General features: G+C 68.9%; 17 protein-coding genes. 13 read left to right on the top strand and 4 right to left on the bottom strand.

What is annotated here, in order from left to right; translation table 11 throughout:
- Positions 1–15: 15 nt before the first annotated feature.
- From K9U37_RS14920 to K9U37_RS14910, 3 genes are read left to right on the top strand one after another with little or no spacing between them, the layout of a single operon-like run.
- Positions 16–1293 (top strand): bifunctional 3,4-dihydroxy-2-butanone-4-phosphate synthase/GTP cyclohydrolase II, encoded by a 1278-nt coding sequence (locus tag K9U37_RS14920; RefSeq protein ID WP_243072345.1) that lies wholly within the window; start codon positions 16–18, stop codon positions 1291–1293.
- Positions 1294–1327: 34 nt separating this feature from the next.
- The gene (ribH, locus tag K9U37_RS14915) at positions 1328–1804 is read left to right on the top strand and encodes a 6,7-dimethyl-8-ribityllumazine synthase (protein WP_243072344.1); all 477 of its coding nucleotides are present in this window, start codon (positions 1328–1330) and stop codon (positions 1802–1804) included.
- The gene (locus K9U37_RS14910; protein ID WP_243072343.1) at positions 1801–2265 is read left to right on the top strand and encodes a PH domain-containing protein; all 465 of its coding nucleotides are present in this window, start codon (positions 1801–1803) and stop codon (positions 2263–2265) included. Before ribH ends, K9U37_RS14910 begins: the two co-directional genes overlap by 4 nt.
- Here the strand turns inward: K9U37_RS14910 and K9U37_RS14905 are convergent.
- Entirely contained in the window at positions 2252–2794 is a 543-nt protein-coding gene (locus tag K9U37_RS14905) for a GNAT family N-acetyltransferase (RefSeq protein WP_243072342.1), read from the bottom strand. The genes K9U37_RS14910 and K9U37_RS14905 overlap by 14 nt on opposite strands.
- A gap of 59 nt (positions 2795–2853) precedes the next feature.
- Here K9U37_RS14905 and uvrC point away from each other — a divergent pair, with 59 nt between their 5' ends.
- The 8 genes from uvrC (at position 2854) to secG (ending at position 11397) form a co-directional block, all read left to right on the top strand.
- Complete coding sequence (gene uvrC / locus K9U37_RS14900; protein WP_243072341.1) at positions 2854–4851, top strand: excinuclease ABC subunit UvrC; 1998 nt, start codon at positions 2854–2856, stop codon at positions 4849–4851.
- On the top strand, positions 4848–5768 hold the full coding sequence (gene rapZ, locus K9U37_RS14895; RefSeq protein WP_243072340.1) for an RNase adapter RapZ: 921 nt from the start codon (positions 4848–4850) through the stop codon (positions 5766–5768). The genes uvrC and rapZ overlap by 4 nt, the downstream gene beginning before the upstream one ends.
- Before the next feature lie 14 nt (positions 5769–5782).
- Complete coding sequence (gene yvcK / locus K9U37_RS14890; protein WP_243073393.1) at positions 5783–6841, top strand: uridine diphosphate-N-acetylglucosamine-binding protein YvcK; 1059 nt, start codon at positions 5783–5785, stop codon at positions 6839–6841.
- Positions 6838–7815 carry a DNA-binding protein WhiA gene (gene whiA / locus K9U37_RS14885; RefSeq protein WP_243073392.1) on the top strand — a complete coding sequence of 326 codons (978 nt, stop codon included), beginning with the start codon at positions 6838–6840 and terminating at the stop codon, positions 7813–7815. The genes yvcK and whiA overlap by 4 nt, the downstream gene beginning before the upstream one ends.
- 282 nt (positions 7816–8097) lie before the next feature.
- Positions 8098–9120 (top strand): type I glyceraldehyde-3-phosphate dehydrogenase, encoded by a 1023-nt coding sequence (gap, locus tag K9U37_RS14880; RefSeq protein WP_243072339.1) that lies wholly within the window; start codon positions 8098–8100, stop codon positions 9118–9120.
- A 5-nt stretch (positions 9121–9125) separates the two neighbouring features.
- Positions 9126–10340, top strand: a complete 1215-nt coding sequence (locus K9U37_RS14875; protein ID WP_243072338.1) for a phosphoglycerate kinase — start codon at positions 9126–9128, stop codon at positions 10338–10340.
- Positions 10341–10347: 7 nt separating this feature from the next.
- Positions 10348–11133: a triose-phosphate isomerase gene (tpiA, locus tag K9U37_RS14870; RefSeq protein WP_243072337.1), complete on the top strand. Its 786-nt coding sequence runs from the start codon at positions 10348–10350 to the stop codon at positions 11131–11133.
- Positions 11134–11163: 30 nt separating this feature from the next.
- A complete protein-coding gene (secG, locus tag K9U37_RS14865) occupies positions 11164–11397 on the top strand; it encodes a preprotein translocase subunit SecG (RefSeq protein ID WP_243072336.1) in 234 nt (77 codons plus the stop codon).
- Between the two features lie 81 nt (positions 11398–11478).
- On the opposite strand, the gene K9U37_RS14860 is transcribed toward secG, so the two are convergent.
- Positions 11479–12861, bottom strand: a complete 1383-nt coding sequence (locus K9U37_RS14860; protein ID WP_243072335.1) for an HNH endonuclease signature motif containing protein — start codon at positions 12859–12861, stop codon at positions 11479–11481.
- A 304-nt stretch (positions 12862–13165) separates the two neighbouring features.
- Here K9U37_RS14860 and ppc point away from each other — a divergent pair, with 304 nt between their 5' ends.
- Both ppc and K9U37_RS20080 read left to right on the top strand, forming a co-directional pair.
- Positions 13166–15961 (top strand): phosphoenolpyruvate carboxylase, encoded by a 2796-nt coding sequence (gene ppc / locus K9U37_RS14855; protein WP_243072334.1) that lies wholly within the window; start codon positions 13166–13168, stop codon positions 15959–15961.
- A 37-nt stretch (positions 15962–15998) separates the two neighbouring features.
- Entirely contained in the window at positions 15999–16124 is a 126-nt protein-coding gene (locus K9U37_RS20080) for a hypothetical protein (protein ID WP_272888046.1), read from the top strand.
- Between the two features lie 85 nt (positions 16125–16209).
- On the opposite strand, the gene pgl is transcribed toward K9U37_RS20080, so the two are convergent.
- Together pgl and opcA are read right to left on the bottom strand one after the other, a co-directional pair.
- Positions 16210–16953, bottom strand: a complete 744-nt coding sequence (pgl, locus tag K9U37_RS14850) for a 6-phosphogluconolactonase (RefSeq protein WP_243072333.1) — start codon at positions 16951–16953, stop codon at positions 16210–16212.
- 19 nt (positions 16954–16972) lie between these two features.
- On the bottom strand, positions 16973–17884 hold the full coding sequence (gene opcA, locus K9U37_RS14845; protein ID WP_243072332.1) for a glucose-6-phosphate dehydrogenase assembly protein OpcA: 912 nt from the start codon (positions 17882–17884) through the stop codon (positions 16973–16975).
- Between the last annotated feature and the right edge of the window lie 207 nt (positions 17885–18091).

Raw genomic sequence — 18091 nt, 5'->3', positions numbered from 1 at the left:
GGACAGGCGGCAACGATGACGAGGCTGGACACCGTCGAAAGGGCGGTCGCCGATATCGCGGCGGGCAAGGCCGTCGTCGTCATCGATGACGAGGACCGCGAGAACGAGGGCGACCTGATCTTCGCCGCCGAGAAGGCGACGCCGGAGTTGGTCGCGTTCATGGTGCGCTACACCTCGGGTTACCTGTGCGTGCCACTGGACGGCGAGATCTGCGACCGGCTGGGCCTGCTGCCGATGTATGCGGTGAACCAGGACAAGCACGGCACCGCATACACCGTCACCGTCGACGCGAAAAATGGTGTCGGAACCGGCATTTCGGCATCCGACCGAGCGACGACGATGCGTCTGCTTGCCGATCCGTCCAGTGCCGCCGAGGATTTCACCAAGCCCGGGCACGTGGTCCCGCTGCGCGCGAAGGATGGTGGCGTGCTGCGCCGCCCCGGCCACACCGAGGCCGCCGTCGACCTGGCCAGGATGGCCGGCCTGCAGCCGGCCGGCGCCATCTGCGAGATCGTCAGCCAGAAGGACGAGGGCGCGATGGCCCAGACCGACGAGCTGCGGGTGTTCGCCGACGAGCACGACCTGGCGCTGATCTCCATCGCCGACCTCATCGAGTGGCGCCGCAAGCACGAGAAGCACATCGAGCGCATCGCCGAGGCCCGCATCCCGACTCGGTACGGCGAGTTCCGTGCGGTCGGCTACAGCAGCATCTACGAAGAGGTCGAGCACGTTGCCCTGGTGCGCGGCGACATCGCCGGCCCCGAGAACGACGGCCACGATGTGTTGGTACGCGTGCACTCCGAATGCCTGACCGGCGATGTATTCGGCTCGCGGCGCTGCGACTGCGGCCCGCAGCTCGACACCGCGCTGGCGATGGTGGCCCGCGAAGGCCGCGGCATCGTGCTCTACATGCGCGGACACGAGGGCCGCGGCATCGGCCTGATGCACAAGTTGCAGGCCTACCAGTTGCAGGACGCGGGTGCCGATACCGTGGACGCGAACCTGGAGCTGGGGCTGCCCGCAGACGCCCGCGACTACGGCATCGGCGCGCAGATCCTGGTCGATCTCGGCGTGCGGTCGATGCGTCTGCTGACCAACAACCCGGCCAAGCGCGTCGGGCTGGACGGCTACGGACTGCACATCATCGAGCGGGTGCCGCTGCCCGTGCGCGCCAACGCCGAGAACATCCGCTACCTGACGACCAAGCGGGACCGGATGGGCCACGACCTGACCGGGCTCGATGACTACAACGAGGCGGTGCGACTCCCCGGAGATCTCGGCGGGGCCCTGTGAGTGCAGCCGGCCGCGACGCTCGCGGAGCGGGCGCATGAGCGGGGGTGACGGCGTCCCGGAACTTCCGGAGATGGACGCCTCGGAGCTGTCGCTGGCGATCGTGGCCAGCACCTGGCACGCCAAGATCTGCAACGCCCTTCTCGACGGCGCCCGCCGGGTGGCCGAGGACTCCGGGATCGCCAGTCCGACCGTGGTCAGGGTGCTCGGCGCCATCGAAATCCCGGTAGTCGCACAGGAACTCGCCCGTACACACGACGCCGTCGTTGCGCTCGGTGTGGTGATCCGCGGCCAGACACCGCATTTCGACTACGTGTGCGACGCCGTCACCCAGGGCCTGACCCGAGTCTCGCTGGACGCCTCGACACCGGTGGCCAACGGGGTGCTGACCACCAACACCGAGGAGCAGGCGCTCGACCGGGCCGGGCTGCCCGGCTCGGCCGAGGACAAGGGCGCACAGGCTGCGGCCGCCGCGCTATCGACCGCACTGACGCTGCGCCATCTCAGGGCATGAGCGGACCCAAAGGGGACTGGGACGTCGTGCTGCGGCCCCGGCTGACCCCGATCTTCGCCTGCGTCTCCGCGTTCGTCCTCGCCACGGCGGGGATCGTCGTCGGATTCCTGCTCAACCTCAGGTACACCGGGGCGATCATCCAGCCCGCCGACCAGGTGGCGGTCGCGACCCTGGGCGTCATCATCGCTGCGGCCATCCTGCTGCTGGCGCTGCCGCGCGTCCGGGTGGGCCCGGCCGGTATCGCGGTACGCAACGTGGTTCTCGAACGCCTGGTCCCGTGGAACGAGGTCGTCGACGTCTCGTTCCCAGAGGGCTCCCGGTGGGCGCGGGTGGACATCGCCGACCACGAGTACATTCCGGTGCTGGCCATCCAGTCGGTGGACGGTGAGCGCGCCATCGAGGCAATGGACACGCTGCGCTCTTTGATGGCCAAGTATCGGCCCGACCTCAGCCGAGGCTGAGCCGCATCGGCACCTCTGCCGTGCCGGGCCCGGGTACCTCGACGAACCCGAAACCTTCGTAGAGCGACCGGGCGATGCGGTTGTCCGGTGCCATCCGCAACGTCACCGTGCGAACGCCGCCGCGGCGTGCCCAGTCCAGGGCGGCGCCGACGAGTCGGCGGGCCAGGCCACGGCCGCGAACCCGCGGATCGATCCACAGCGAGTACAGGTAGACGTTATCGGGACTCTCCCGATGGGCGGCCACCAGTCCGGCCGGCCAGGCGGCTCCGGTGTCCGACGTCGCCGGCCAGGCGGCTCCGGTGTCCGACGTCGCCGGCCAGGCGGCTCCGGTGACGAACAGCGCGAACTGCGCGTGATCGCGCAGTCGCTGTTGCCAGCTGGTCGCCGAGAACCGGGATTCGGTCAGGTATTGCTCGTCGGCGGTGCCGAACGCGTCGGACAGCGCCCGTAACCGGAGGTGAGCGAACTGCTCCCAATCCGACTCGGTGAGGCGGGTCACGCGCGCCTGCGGGCTGCCGGTGCTGGGCACGTCGTCACGGTAGCGGCTGCCGGGCCGGAGCGTCCGACCCCGGTATTAACCTGAAGATCGTGCCCGATCCCGCGACGTACCGCCCGGCGCCCGGATCGATTCCCGTCGAGCCGGGCGTCTACCGATTCCGGGATCCACACGGCCGGGTCATCTACGTCGGCAAGGCCAAGAGCCTGCGCAGCCGGCTGACGTCCTACTTCGCCGACCTGTCCAACCTGCACCCGCGCACCCGCCAGATGGTCACCACCGCCGCGAAGGTGGAATGGACGGTGGTCAACACCGAGGTCGAGGCGCTGCAGCTGGAATACAACTGGATCAAGGAGTTCGATCCGCGGTTCAACGTCCGCTACCGCGACGACAAGTCCTACCCGGTGCTGGCGGTCACCCTCAACGAGGAGTATCCGCGGCTGTTCGTCTACCGCGGCCCGCGGCGCAAGGGGGTCCGCTATTTCGGCCCGTACTCGCACGCCTGGGCCATCCGCGAAACCCTCGACCTGCTCACTCGGGTGTTCCCGGCCCGCACCTGTTCGGCCGGAGTGTTCAAGCGGCACAGCCAGATCGGACGGCCGTGCCTGCTGGGCTACATCGACAAGTGTTCGGCGCCGTGCGTCGCGCGGGTCAGCGCCGAAGAGCACCGCAAGATCGTCGGAGACTTCTGCGACTTCCTGTCCGGGAAGACCGACCGGTTCGCCCGCGAGCTCGAACACCAGATGAACGCCGCGGCAGCCGAACTCGACTTCGAGCGTGCCGCGCGGCTGCGCGACGACATCGGTGCGCTCAAGCGCGCACTGGAGAAGCAGGCCGTGGTGCTCGGCGACGGCACCGATGCCGACGTCGTGGCCTTCGCCGACGACGAGCTCGAAGCCGCCGTCCAGGTCTTCCACGTCCGCGGCGGCCGGGTCCGCGGACAACGCGGCTGGGTGGTCGAGAAGCCTGGCGACCCTGGTGAATCTGCCGAAGCGCAGCTCGTCGAGCAGTTCCTCACCCAGTTCTACGGTGATCAGGCCGAATTAGGTTCGGCTGCAGATGAATCCACCAATCCGGTACCGCGGGAGGTGCTCGTGCCGTGCCTGCCGGCCAACTCCGAGGAGCTGGCCAGCTGGCTGTCCGGGCTGCGCGGATCCCGGGTGGCGCTACGGGTGCCGCAGCGCGGGGACAAGAAGGCGTTGGCCGAGACCGTGCACCGCAACGCACAAGAGGCGCTGCAGCAGCACAAGCTCAAGCGCGCCGGTGACTTCACCGCGAGATCGGCTGCGCTGCAGAACATTCAGGAGTCCCTCGGCCTGGCCGAGGCGCCGCTGCGCATCGAATGCGTCGACATCAGTCACGTGCAGGGCACCGATGTGGTGGCCTCGCTGGTGGTGTTCGAGGACGGGCTGCCGCGCAAGTCCGACTACCGGCACTTCGCCATCCGGGAGGCCGCCGGTGAAGGTCGTTCCGACGACGTCGCCTCCATCGCCGAGGTGACCCGCCGGCGCTTCCTGCGCCACGTGCACGACCAGCAGGACCCGGACCAGATGACCGCGGAAGGCAAGTCGCGCAAGTTCGCCTACCCGCCCAACCTCTACGTCGTCGACGGCGGCGCCCCCCAGGTCAACGCCGCCCAGGCCGTACTCGACGAACTGGGTGTCGACGACGTCGCGGTGATCGGGCTGGCCAAGAGGCTGGAGGAGGTATGGGTGCCCGCCGAGCCGGATCCGCTGATCCTGCCCCGCAACAGTGAGGGTCTGTACCTGCTGCAGCGGGTGCGTGACGAGGCGCACCGGTTCGCGATCTCCTACCACCGCAGCAAACGCTCCAAACGGATGACGGCCTCGGCGCTGGACTCGGTGCGGGGCCTGGGGGAGGCCCGGCGCAAGGCGCTGGTCACCCACTTCGGGTCGCTGGCCCGGCTGCGGCAGGCCGGCGTCGAGGAGATCACCCAGGTGCCCGGGATCGGGGTAGCGACGGCCGCCGCGGTGCTGGAAGCGCTAGGGGGGTCGGCGGATTCGGTGGGATCGGCTGCGCAGGGCGACGCGGTCGGCGATGATCAGAGTGCTCAGCAGGTATCCCGATGACCGATCACACCACAGGCGAAGACGTGCAGACCCAGACGGTGGGCGAACCCGAATCGGGTATCGACGTGGTGTTGGTGACCGGGCTGTCCGGAGCCGGCCGCGGCACCGCGGCCAAGGTGCTCGAGGACCTCGGCTGGTATGTGGCGGACAACCTGCCGCCGGAGCTCATTGCCCGGATGGTCGACCTGGGGCTGGCGGCGGGCTCGCGCATCACCCGGCTGGCCGTCGTGATGGATGTGCGCTCCCGCGGTTTCACCGGCGACCTGGATTGGGTACGCAACGAACTCGCGACCCGCAACATCCACCCGCGGGTGCTGTTCATGGAGGCCTCCGACGACATCCTGGTGCGCCGCTACGAGAACAACCGACGCAGTCATCCGTTGCAGGGCAACCAAACACTGGCCGAGGGCATCGCGGCAGAGCGGGCGATGCTCGCCCCCGTGCGGGCGTCGGCCGACCTCGTCATCGACACCTCTACGCTGTCGGTGCGCGCCCTGCGGGAGAGCATCGAGCGCGCGTTCGGCGGCGAGACGGTGGCCCAGACCAGCGTCACTGTCGAATCGTTCGGTTTCAAGTACGGCCTGCCGATGGACGCCGACATGGTGATGGATGTGCGGTTCCTGCCCAACCCGCACTGGGTCGACGAGCTGCGCCCGCATACCGGGCAGCATCCGGCCGTCCGTGACTACGTGCTGAGCCAACCCGGGGCCGGCGAGTTCCTGCAGACCTACCATCAGCTGCTGAAGCTCGTCGTCGACGGGTACAGCCGGGAGGGGAAGCGTTACATGACCGTGGCCATCGGCTGCACCGGCGGCAAGCACCGCAGTGTTGCGCTGGCCGAGGCGCTGGCCGCGCTGCTCGACGGCAACAAGCAACTCTCGGTGCGGGTGCTGCATCGGGATCTGGGCCGCGAATGACGGCGACCGGGGAGATCAGCCCACGGATCGTCGCGCTCGGCGGCGGCCACGGCCTGTACGCGACGCTATCCGCGGCCCGCCGGCTGACCCCGCATGTCACCGCGGTGGTCACCGTCGCCGACGACGGCGGCTCCTCGGGGCGGCTGCGCAGCGAGCTCGACGTCGTGCCGCCCGGTGACCTGCGAATGGCGTTGGCGGCCTTGGCATCCGACAGTCCACACGGCCGGCTCTGGGCGACCATCATCCAGCACCGGTTCGGCGGCAGCGGCGCGCTGGCGGGTCATCCGATCGGCAACTTGATCCTGGCCGGCCTCAATGAGGTACTCGCAGATCCGGTCGCCGCACTCGACGAACTGGGCCGCGTCCTCGGCGTCAAGGGCAGGGTTCTGCCGATGTGCCCGATCGCCCTGCAGATCGAGGCCGACGTGGCCGGGCTGGAGAGCGATCCGCGGATGAGCCGGGTGATCAGCGGCCAGGTGGCGGTCGCGACCACTCCGGGCAAGGTTCGCCGGGTGCGGCTGCTGCCCGGCGATCCGCCGGCCACCCGGCAGGCCGTCGACGTCATCATGTCCGCGGACCTGGTCGTCCTCGGGCCGGGCTCGTGGTTCACCAGCGTCATCCCGCACGTTCTGGTGCCGGGCCTGGCGGCCGCGCTGAAGGCGACCACCGCGCGGCGGGCCCTGGTGCTGAATCTGGCCGCCGAGCCGGGCGAGACGGCCGGGTTCTCGGCGGAGCGTCACCTGCACGTCCTAGCCCAGCATGCGCCCGATTTCTCGGTGCACGAGATCGTCGTGGACGCCGCTCGGGTGCCGTCGGATCGGGAGCGTGATCAACTTCGTCGTACGGCCAGCCTGTTGGAAGCGTCAGTGCAGTTTGCCGACGTGTCCAGACCTGGTACACCTTTACATGACCCGACGAAGTTGGCCGCAGCGCTCGACGGTGTGCGCACACGGGGAGCGGTTCATCCGCCACCTGCCGCTCCGACCGCTGCCTCGATGGAGGCAGGTGCAATGCGACGGGGGGACGGGGTGGAGGGACCGAGAGGACCGAGAGGTGACGACCCGTGGCGATGACTGCCGAGGTGAAGGACGAACTGAGCCGGCTGGTGGTCAACTCCGCGAGTGCGCGCCGGGCGGAGGTGGCATCGCTCCTGCGGTTCGCCGGAGGTCTGCATATCGTGTCCGGCCGTGTAATTGTCGAAGCCGAGGTGGATCTGGGCATCATCGCCCGTCGGCTTCGCCAGGACATCTACGACCTCTATGGCTACAACGCCGTGGTGCACGTGCTGTCGGCCAGCGGGATCCGCAAGAGCACCCGCTATCTGGTCCGGGTCGCCAAGGACGGTGAGGCGCTGGCGCGCCAGACCGGCCTGCTCGACCTGCGTGGCCGCCCGGTGCGCGGCCTGCCCGCTCAGGTGGTCGGCGGGAGCGTCGGCGATGCCGAGGCCGCCTGGCGCGGAGCGTTTCTGGCGCATGGTTCGCTGTCCGAGCCGGGCCGCTCGTCGGCGCTCGAAATCAGTTGTCCCGGACCGGAAGCGGCGCTGGCTCTGGTCGGAGCCGCCCGCCGGCTGGGCGTGAGTGCCAAGGCGCGTGAGGTGCGCAGCACCGACCGGGTGGTGGTACGCGACGGCGAGGCCATCGGCGCGTTGCTGACCCGGATGGGTGCCCAGGACACCCGGCTGGCCTGGGAGGAGCGGCGGATGCGCCGCGAAGTGCGGGCCACCGCAAACCGGCTGGCGAACTTCGACGACGCCAACCTGCGCCGGTCGGCGCGTGCTGCGGTGGCTGCCGCCGCCCGGGTCGAGCGCGCCCTGGAGATCATGGCCGACACGGTGCCCGAGCACCTGGCCGCAGCGGGCAGGTTGCGCGTCGAGCACCGGCAGGCCTCACTGGAGGAGCTCGGTCGGCTGGCTGACCCGCCGATGACGAAAGATGCTGTGGCAGGACGTATTCGGCGCCTGCTGTCGATGGCTGATCGTAAGGCCAAGCAGGACGGTATCCCGGACACCGAGTCCGCTGTCACGCCGGACCTGCTCGATGACGCCTAGGCGTTGCTCGACCCGTCACCTGGTCGAGTCGTCCTGCGCGGCATCACCACGGAGAAGATCGCGATCGCGGTGCCCCGCCACCGATCCCGCACTGCTGGCCCGCATCAAGGTCGCACCGGCTCACTCGAGCAGAACGGAACTTTGCCGACGATCCATCCGGCGGCGCCCGGACGGGATCGCCCCGGCTCAACCACAGCGAGATCTGACGCGACCGGTCGCGCACGCCGATCGCGTCGCCACTAGGCTGACGCCGAGTACCCGAAGCAACTCAAGGAGACAGACGTGACGATCCGGGTTGGCGTTAACGGCTTCGGCCGCATCGGACGCAACTTCTACCGGGCCCTGGCCATCCAGCAGGCCGAGGGCAAGGCCAACGACATCGAGATCGTGGCGGTCAACGACCTCACCGACAACGCCACTCTCGCGCACCTGCTGAAGTTCGACTCGATCCTCGGCCGCCTGCCCGAGGACGTCACGCTCGAGGGCGAGGACACCATCGTCATCGGCAGCACCAAGATCAAGGCGCTCGAGGTGAAAGAGGGGCCCGCGGCTCTTCCCTGGGGCGACCTGGGCGTCGACGTGGTCGTCGAGTCCACCGGCATCTTCACCGCCGCCGGCAAGGCCAAGGGCCACCTGGACGCAGGCGCGAAGAAGGTCATCATCTCCGCGCCGGCCACCGACGAGGACATCACGATCGTGATGGGCGTCAACGACGACAAGTACGACGGCAGCCAGAACATCATCTCCAACGCCTCGTGCACCACGAACTGCCTCGGCCCGTTCGCCAAGGTGCTCAACGACGAGTTCGGCATCGTCACGGGTCTGATGACCACCGTGCACGCCTACACCCAGGACCAGAATCTGCAGGACGGCCCGCACAAGGACCTGCGTCGCGCCCGTGCCGCCGCGCTCAACATCGTGCCCACATCGACCGGAGCCGCCAAGGCCATCGGCCTGGTGCTCCCCGAATTGAAGGGCAAGCTCGACGGTTTCGCGCTGCGCGTGCCGATCCCCACCGGCTCGTGCACCGACCTGACCGTGGAGCTGAGCAAAGAGGCCAGCGCCGCCGACATCAACGCCGCGATGAAGGCGGCCGCTGAGGGCAAGCTCAAGGGCATCTTGAAGTACTACGACGCCCCGATCGTGTCCACCGACATCGTCACCGACCCGCACAGCTCGATCTTCGACGCCGGCCTGACCAAGGTCATCGGCAATCAGGCCAAGGCCGTGTCGTGGTACGACAACGAGTGGGGCTACTCCAACCGGCTCGTCGACCTGGTCGGCCTGGTCGGCAAGTCGCTGTAACGGCGATGGCGGTCAAGTCTCTCGCCGACCTGCTGGATGAGGGTGTGGAAGGTCGGGGTGTCCTGGTGCGCTCCGACCTCAACGTCCCGCTCGACGACGGCGCCATCACCGACCCGGGTCGCATCATCGCCTCGGTGCCGACGCTCAAGGCGCTCGCCGACGCCGGCGCCAAGGTCGTGGTGACCGCGCACCTGGGCCGGCCCAAGGGCGGCCCAGACCCGAAGTTCTCGCTGGCGCCGGTCGCGGCCGCCCTGGGCGAGAAGCTGGGCCGGCACGTGCAGCTGGCCAGTGATGTAGTCGGCACCGACGCACTGGCGCGGGCCGAGGGTCTGACCGACGGTGACGTCCTGTTGCTGGAGAACATCCGTTTCGACCCGCGGGAGACCAGTAAGGACGACGGCGAGCGGCTGGCCTTGGCGAAGGCTCTGGTCGAGTTGGTCGGCGACGACGGGGCATTCGTCTCCGACGGCTTCGGCGTGGTGCACCGCAAGCAGGCCTCGGTGTACGACGTGGCCACGCTGCTGCCGCACTACGCAGGCACGCTGGTGGCCACCGAGGTCAAGGTGCTCGAGCAGTTGACCAACGCCGGCGAGCGGCCGTATGCGGTGGTGCTCGGCGGGTCGAAGGTGTCCGACAAGCTGGCCGTCATCGAGAACCTGGCGGCCAAGGCGGACAGCCTGATCATCGGCGGCGGCATGTGCTTTACCTTCCTTGCCGCGCAAGGACTTTCGGTGGGCACCTCGCTGCTGCAGGAGGAGATGATCGACACCTGCCGCCAGCTGCTGGAGACCTACGGCGACGTGATCCACCTGCCGGTCGACGTCGTGGTGGCGGAGAAGTTCGCCGCGGACTCGGCGCCGGAGACGGTGGCCGCCGACCAGATCCCGGCCGACAAGATGGGCCTGGACATCGGGCCGGAGTCGGTCAAGCGATTCACCACGCTGCTGTCCAATGCGCGCACGATCTTCTGGAACGGACCGATGGGCGTCTTCGAGTTCCCGGCGTTCGCGGCGGGAACCAAGGGTGTTGCCGAGGCCATCGTCGGCGCCACCGCCAAGGGTGCGTTCAGCGTGGTCGGCGGCGGTGACTCGGCGGCCGCGGTGCGGACGCTGGGTCTGCCCGAGGACGGTTTCTCGCACATCTCCACCGGCGGCGGCGCATCGCTGGAATACCTCGAGGGCAAAGTCCTGCCCGGTATAGAAATCCTCAGTCGTACTTAGGAGTCGTGTGTCCCGCAAACCGCTGATCGCGGGCAACTGGAAGATGAACCTCAACCACTTCGAGGCCATCGCCCTTGTCCAGAAGATCGCGTTCTCGCTGCCCGACAAGTATTTCGACAAGGTCGACGTCACCGTCATCCCGCCGTTCACCGACCTGCGCAGCGTGCAGACCCTGGTGGACGGCGACAAGCTCCGGCTGACCTACGGCGCGCAGGACCTCTCCCCGCACGACTCCGGCGCCTACACCGGTGACATCAGCGGTGCGTTCCTGGCCAAGCTGGGCTGCACGTTTGCCGTGGTGGGGCACTCGGAGCGCAGGACCTACCACCACGAGGACGACGCCCTGGTCGCGGCCAAGGCCGGCGCGGCCTTCCGGCACGGTCTGATCCCGATCGTCTGCATCGGCGAGCACCTCGACCTCCGCGAGGCCGGCAACCACGTGGAGCACAACGTCACCCAGCTGCGCGGCTCGCTGGCCGGCCTGACCAAAGAGCAGCTGACCGACGTGGTCATCGCCTACGAGCCCGTGTGGGCCATCGGCACCGGCCGGGTGGCCGGCGCCGCCGACGCCCAGGAGGTGTGTGGCGCGCTCCGCGCGGAGCTGGCCAGTCTGGCGTCTCCGCAGATCGCGGCCGGCATCCGGGTGCTGTACGGCGGTTCGGTCAACGCCAAGAACGTCGGCGAGATCGTCGCCCAGGAGGATGTCGACGGCGCCCTGGTCGGCGGTGCGTCGCTGGATGGCGAGCAGTTCGCCATCCTCTCGGCGATCGCCGCAGGCGGGCCGCTGCCGTAACCAGGCCGCGGACCCGGTATTCTGGCTGTCATGGTTTTGACCCTGCAGATCATCCTGGTGGTCACCAGCGTCCTGGTGGTCCTGTTGGTGCTGCTGCACCGCGCCAAGGGTGGCGGCCTGTCGACCCTGTTCGGCGGCGGCGTGCAGTCCAGCCTGTCCGGGTCGACCGTGGTGGAGAAGAACCTCGACCGCCTGACGCTGTTCGTCGCCGGCATCTGGGTGGTGTCCATCATCGGCATGGCACTGCAGATCAAGTTTTCCTGACCACCGGAAGCCAGCGCCCTTCGTAGACCGGTGCCCAGCACCGCTGCTCGGGGCCCGCGGCCCTGCCGATCCTGCCCCACCTCACCCGCCGTCGTCCTCGTCGTCGAGTAATCGCTTGGGATGATGGACCTCGTTGACCCGTGGCGGTCCGGCGCCGTCCGACCAGGCGATCCGCCCGTCTTCGGTGACGGTCGTCGTGTAGGTGCCGTCGGAAGCGGCGGCGTGGTCGCAGCCGCAGGCGAAATACAGGTTGTCGGCGTCGGTGGGGCCGCCGGCACTCCAGTCCCGGGCATGGTGGACTTCGCAGTCGTAGCCCCGGACAAAGCAGTTCGGTTTGGTGCAGCCGCCGTCGCGGGTGTGGCAGATGATCCGGTGGTCAGCGGTCGCGAGGCGCTTGCTGCGGCCGAGGTACAGCGGTCGCTCGGAATGGTCCTCGAAGACCGCGAGGTAATGGACGGCCTCACTGGCCATCCGGATCAGATCGCGCATTGGCAGGCGGCCCGTGCCACCGGTGCGGGCCGGCGGCGGCATCGGCACGGCTGGGTCACCGAGCGCCCGAGCGGCCTGTTCCAGTTCGGCCAGTGTCGTCGTCACAACCACCGTCACGGGTGCGCCGCGGTGCTGGCCGAGCCCACCGGAGGCGATCGCGGTCTTGCACGCGATTGTGAGCGCGTCGTGGCAGCGCTGCTCGGGGCTTCGGGCGTCGCGCTGGTCGCCGTCGGGTTGATGGCGACCGGGGCGTACCGCGGCGGTGACCGCCTCCAAACAGGAGCGGGCTTCCGGGTCCAGCCAGCCGGACAGGCGGCTCATGCCGTCGGGTCCCTGCCGTCCCAGCATCAACCCGCGCCGCCGGGCCCGGTCCTCGTCGCTGAAGTTGCCGTCGGGATTCAGACAGTCGGCAAGGACCCCGCCGACGGCGGCGACGAACTGCGAATCCTGTTCTCGGGCATGGCGAACCAATGTCCGTTCGGCCTTCTGCTTGTCGGCGGCGCAGACCGCGGCCGGCAGCGCGTCGAGCGCGCGGCAGACCGCGGCGATGTGGTCCTCGCCGACCTCGCCGGCCGCCACCGCGCCGGCGAGGTCGGGAAGTTCGGGCGCAACCGGCGGCCCGGTCAGCGATCGTCGCGGGCGGATTCGCGCCGCCACCCGGAACCGTCGCCTGACCTCCCCGGCGGTCAGCCGCAGCCGGGACGCCAGCACGTCGCGCACCTTGATGCCCGCGGGCAGCCGCGGATCGTCCGGCCCGTCGACCGGGGCGGCGATCTCACCGAACATTCGGTAGGACAGTCCGCGGTTGGTCCGCTGCTGCTTCTCCAGCCGGTCGGCGATCTCGATGCGAAAAGCGTTGCCCACCAGATCGGTACACGTCGAGCGCAGGCGGTCGTACGCGGTATCGATCGCATCGAGCTCCGCCCGAACCACGGCGTGTGCCGCCTCGGCGGTCAGCGGCTCGGTGAAGGTCATGAGCCCACGCTATCGAACAAACATTCGACAGGCTATGGTCGAGAACCGCCCTGTGGATGAACGGCGATCTGTGGATAGCGGCCGAACTCAGACAGCCGCGGTGGCGCGCTCCAGATCGAGGAGCTGCTCACCACGTCCACAGCTCCCAGCGGTTGACGCCGCGGTCGGCGGGCATGGATCGGCTCCCTTGGTCGATGTCGGGCCGGACTCGAAGGACTGTGGATGCCTCAGGGCGCCGCAGGGAAACCCGCGGGTACGCCATCCTCGTCGTGCGGGCTGCCCGATACCCACCGATACTGGAGACATGGCTGAGCTCTCCGACGTGACGCTGGCACCGTTCGGCGCCGTCCGCCGCACCCAGGTGGGGCGCGAGGCCACCGAGCCGATGCGGGAGGACATCAGGCTGCTGGGCACGATCCTTGGCGACACGGTGCGCGAGCAGAACGGCGAGCAGGTCTTCGACCTCGTCGAACGGGCCCGGGTCGAGTCGTTCCGGGTCCGGCGCTCGGAGATCGACCGCGCCGAGATGGCCCGGATGTTCGACGGCATCGACATCCATCAGGCGATCCCGGTGATCCGCGCCTTCACCCACTTCGCGCTGCTGGCCAACGTCGCCGAGGACATCCACCGTGAGCGCAGGCGCGCTGCCCATGTCGCCGCGGGTGAACCGCCGCAGGACAGCACACTGGCCGCCACCTACCACAAGCTGGACGCCGCGGAGATCGACGCCGATACCGTGGCCGACGCCCTGCGCGGTGCCCTGGTGTCGCCGGTGATCACCGCCCATCCCACCGAGACCCGCCGCCGCACGGTGTTCGACACCCAGCACCGCATCACGCAGCTCATGCGGCTGCGCCTGCACGGGCAGAACGAAACCGAGGACGGCCGTTCGGTCGAGACCGAGCTGCGCCGGCAGATCCTGACGCTGTGGCAGACGGCGCTGATCAGGTTGTCCCGCTTGAAGATTCAAGACGAGATCGAAGTGGGTCTGCGCTACTACCCGGCGGCCTTCTTCGAGGTGATCCCGAAGGTCAACGCCGAGGTGCGCGACGCACTGCGGTCCCGCTGGCCCGGGACCGACGTGCTGGCGGAGCCGATCCTGCGGCCGGGATCGTGGATCGGCGGTGACCGCGACGGCAACCCGAACGTCACCGCCGACGTGGTCCGACTGGCCACCGGGAGCGCCGCATACACCGCGCTGGCGCACTACTTCGCCGCGCTGACCAAGCTCGAGCGGGAGCTCTCGATGTCGGCCCGGTTGGTCAGGACCACACCTGAGCTGATCGACCTGGCAGATCCGTGCGACGAGCCGGCCCGCGCCGACGAGCCGTATCGCCGGGCGCTGCGGGTGGTGCACGGCAGGCTGACCGCCACCGCGGCTGAGATTTTGGACCGCAGGCCCGAACACGTCCTCGAGATCGGTATGGCGCCGTACGCTGCCCCCGACGAACTGCTGGCCGACCTCGACGTCATCGACACATCGTTGCGTGCCAACGGCAGCGCGCTGCTCGCCGACGACCGGCTGGCCCGGCTGCGCGACGCCGTGGACGTGTTCGGCTTCCACCTGAGCGGGCTGGACATGCGGCAGAACTCCGACGTGCACGAGGAGGTGGTCGCCGAACTGCTGGCCTGGGCCGGTGTGCATCCGGACTACGCGGGGCTGCCGGAGCCCGAGCGAGTGGAGGTCCTGGTGGCCGAACTGTCCACCCGCCGGCCGCTGATCCGCGACGACGCCGAACTCTCGGAGCTCGCCCGCAAGGAACTCGACATCGTGTTCGCGGCAGCGCGGGCAGTCCGGGTGTTCGGGCCGCAGGCGGTGCCCAACTACATCATCTCGATGTGCCAGTCGGTGTCGGACCTGCTTGAAGCCGCGATCCTGCTGAAAGAAGCTGGGCTGCTAGATGTTTCGGGTGGCGACGGGTACGCACCGATCGGTATCGTGCCGTTGTTCGAGACGATCGACGACCTACAGCGCGGCTCGTCGATCCTGGAGTCCGTCTTGGACCTGCCGGTCTACCGGGCGATGGTGCACGCCCGCGGGGAGAGCCAGGAAGTCATGCTCGGCTACTCCGACTCCAACAAGGACGGCGGGTACCTGGCCGCCAATTGGGCTCTGTACCGAGCCGAGCTCGACCTGGTGGAGTCAGCCCGCAAGACCGGTATCCGGCTGCGCCTTTTCCACGGCCGCGGCGGGACGGTCGGCCGCGGCGGCGGCCCCAGTTACGACGCGATCCTGGCCCAGCCACCCGGTGCGGTGAACGGATCACTGCGGCTGACCGAACAGGGCGAGGTGATCGCGGCCAAGTACGCCGAGCCGCGGATCGCCCACCGAAACCTCGAAACCCTGTTGGCGGCGACGCTGGAGTCCACCCTGCTCGACGTCGAGGGTCTCGGTGATGCGGCAGGACCGGCCTACGAGGTGCTCGATGACCTCGCCGCCCGCGCCCAGCGCGCCTACGCCGAATTGGTCCACGAGACACCGGGTTTCGTGGACTACTTCACGGCCTCCACTCCGGTCAGCGAGATCGGCTCGCTGAACATCGGCAGCCGGCCCGCCTCCCGCAAGCCCACCACCTCGATCTCGGACCTGCGTGCGATCCCGTGGGTGCTGGCCTGGAGCCAGTCGCGGGTGATGCTGCCCGGCTGGTACGGCACCGGCACCGCCTTCGAGGAGTGGATCAGAGAGGGGGACGGCCGACTCGAGGTGCTGCAGGACCTATACGTCAGATGGCCGTTCTTCGCCACGGTGCTGTCCAACATGGCGCAGGTGCTGTCCAAGTCCGACATGGGACTGGCGGCCCGCTACGCCGAGCTGGTCGCCGATTCCGAACTGCGCCATCGGGTGTTCGACAAGATCGTCGCCGAGCACGACCGCACCATCCGCATGCACAAACTCATCACGGGTCACGACGACCTGCTGGCTGACAACCCTGCTCTGGCCCGCTCGGTGTTCAACCGCTTCCCGTACCTCGAGCCACTGAACCACCTTCAGGTCGAACTGTTGCGCCGGTACCGGTCCGGGGACACCGACGAGTCGGTGCAGCGCGGCATCCTGCTCACCATGAGCGGGCTGGCCTCCGCGCTGCGAAACAGCGGTTGAGTGGAACTGCCACCGACGCGGCGGCGTCCTAACGGATATGACGCAACCCGAACACCAGGTATCTATGGCCAACACCGCCGAACTCATCGGGCCGCTGCCGCCCGTGGCGCCGCCCGTCCTGGGTGACTGGTCGATCGCCGACCCGGCTGAGCCCTGGTGGTAGGTTTTGCTGGACGCCGCGATCGCTGCGCCGCGGTGATGGCTGACGGGGGACACTAGCAGCGGCGGTGTCGTGTCCACGATGGACGTCAGTCGGTCAGCTTGCCGGCCGCGGCGGCGTCGAGAAGCCACACCGTGGCTTCGCGTCCCACACCGCCGGCCGCGGGGACATCGGCGGGGCTGGCCCCGCCGATGGCGGCCGCCACGGCATCGGCCTTGGCGTCCCCGGAGACCACCAGCCACACTTCGCGGGAGCGCTGGACGGCGGGCAGTGTCAGTGTGATCCGCCGCGGCGGAGGCTTGGGGGAGTCCGCTACGCCGACGACCAGCCGCTCGGTCTCCAGCGTGGCGGGGGAGTGCGGAAACAGCGAGTTGACGTGTCCCTCGCCGCCCATCCCGAGCAGGTGGACGTCGAAAGTCGGTGCATCTGCGCCGGATTCGGCACAATCGGCCAGCACCTTGGCATAGTCGGCGGCGGCGGCGTCGAGATCGTCGCCGAACTCACCGTCGCTGGGGGCCATCGGGTGCACGTTGTCGGCCGGGATCGCGATGTGGTCGATGAGGGCCTCGCGGGCCTGCTTCTCGTTGCGCTCGTCATCGGCGGCCGGCACGAAACGCTCGTCGCCCCACAACAAGTGCACCTTGGACCAGTCCACTCCGGCGTCGTGGGTACGGACGTGCTCGAGCAGGCCGATGCCGGTGCCGCCGCCGGTCAGGACGATCAGCGCCCTGCCGCGGGCTGCGATGGCACCGGTGATCGCCTCGACCAGGCGGTCCCCGGCGGCGGCGACCAGTGCGGAGGTGTCCGGATAGGTTTCGACCACAACGCTCACGTCCGCCCCTTCTTGTCCGTCACACGTACTGCACCTCGTCGATACCCGCCAATGCCTCGCGATAAATCTCGTCTGCGTCGAGCCGGCGCAGATCCTCGGCCAGGCACTCGCGGGTTTCCCGGCGGGGCAGTGGCAGCAGGGCGTCGGGCCGGGCGGTACGGCTCAGGGTGGCGGTGACCCCGTCTTGCGGACGGCTCAACGTCACGGTCTCGGAGGGACGCACCAGTTCGACCTTGAGTGCTCCCGTGGTCCGCCGGACCTGTCCGTCGATCCGGCTGGCCAGCCAGCCCGCCAGAATGTCGAGCGCCGGTTCGTTCTTCAGACCCGACACCAGCGCCGAGGTCACCGGCTCATACGGTGGCTGATCCAGCGCGGAGGCCAGCAGTGCCCGCCAGTAGGTGATCCGGCTCCAGGCCAGGTCGGTGTCGCCGGCGGTGTACCCGTTGAGCCGGTCCTTGATCGAGGCCAGCGGATCCGCTGCACCGGTGGCATCGGTGATCCGTCGAAGTGCCAAGCGGCCCAACGGATCCTGTGCCGGAACCGCCGGGGGCACGCCGGGCCACCAGGCCACCACGGGGGTGTCGGGCAGCAGGAACGGCAGCACCACGCTGCTGGCGTGCGCCGACAGTGGCCCGGAGATCTTCAGGACCACCACCTCGCCGGCCCCGGCGTCGCCGCCGACCCGCAACTGGCCGTCCAGCCGAGGGTCGGTGGCCAGCCGGTCGTCGGGCACCACGACGATGATGCGGCAGGGGTGTTCACGGCTGGCCGATGTGGCGGCGTCGATAGCGTCCTCGACGAGGTCCAAGCTGTCCGGCGCGATCACCAACGTCAGAACCCGGCCCAGTGTGATCGCACCGCCTTCCTCGCGCACTGCGGTGATCTTCTTGTTCAGCTGGTTGGTCGTGGTGTCCGGCAAATCGACAATCACTTCTGCCGTCGCCGTTCTTCGCTGACGCTCATCACGGGAAGCCGTCGCCGTTCTTCGCTGACGCTCATCACGGGAAGCCGTCTCCGTTCTTCGCTGACGCTCATCACGGGAAGCCGTCGCCGTTCTTCGCTGACGCTCATCACGGGAAGCCGTCGCCGTTCTTCGCTGACGCTCATCACGGGCTGCCGTCTCCGTTCTTCGCTGACG

This window comes from Candidatus Mycolicibacterium alkanivorans (assembly GCF_022760805.1).
Taxonomy (GTDB): domain Bacteria; phylum Actinomycetota; class Actinomycetes; order Mycobacteriales; family Mycobacteriaceae; genus Mycobacterium; species Mycobacterium alkanivorans.
The sequence above is the reverse complement of the archived record's forward strand: the minus strand, read 5'-3'. Positions and strand labels throughout refer to the sequence as shown.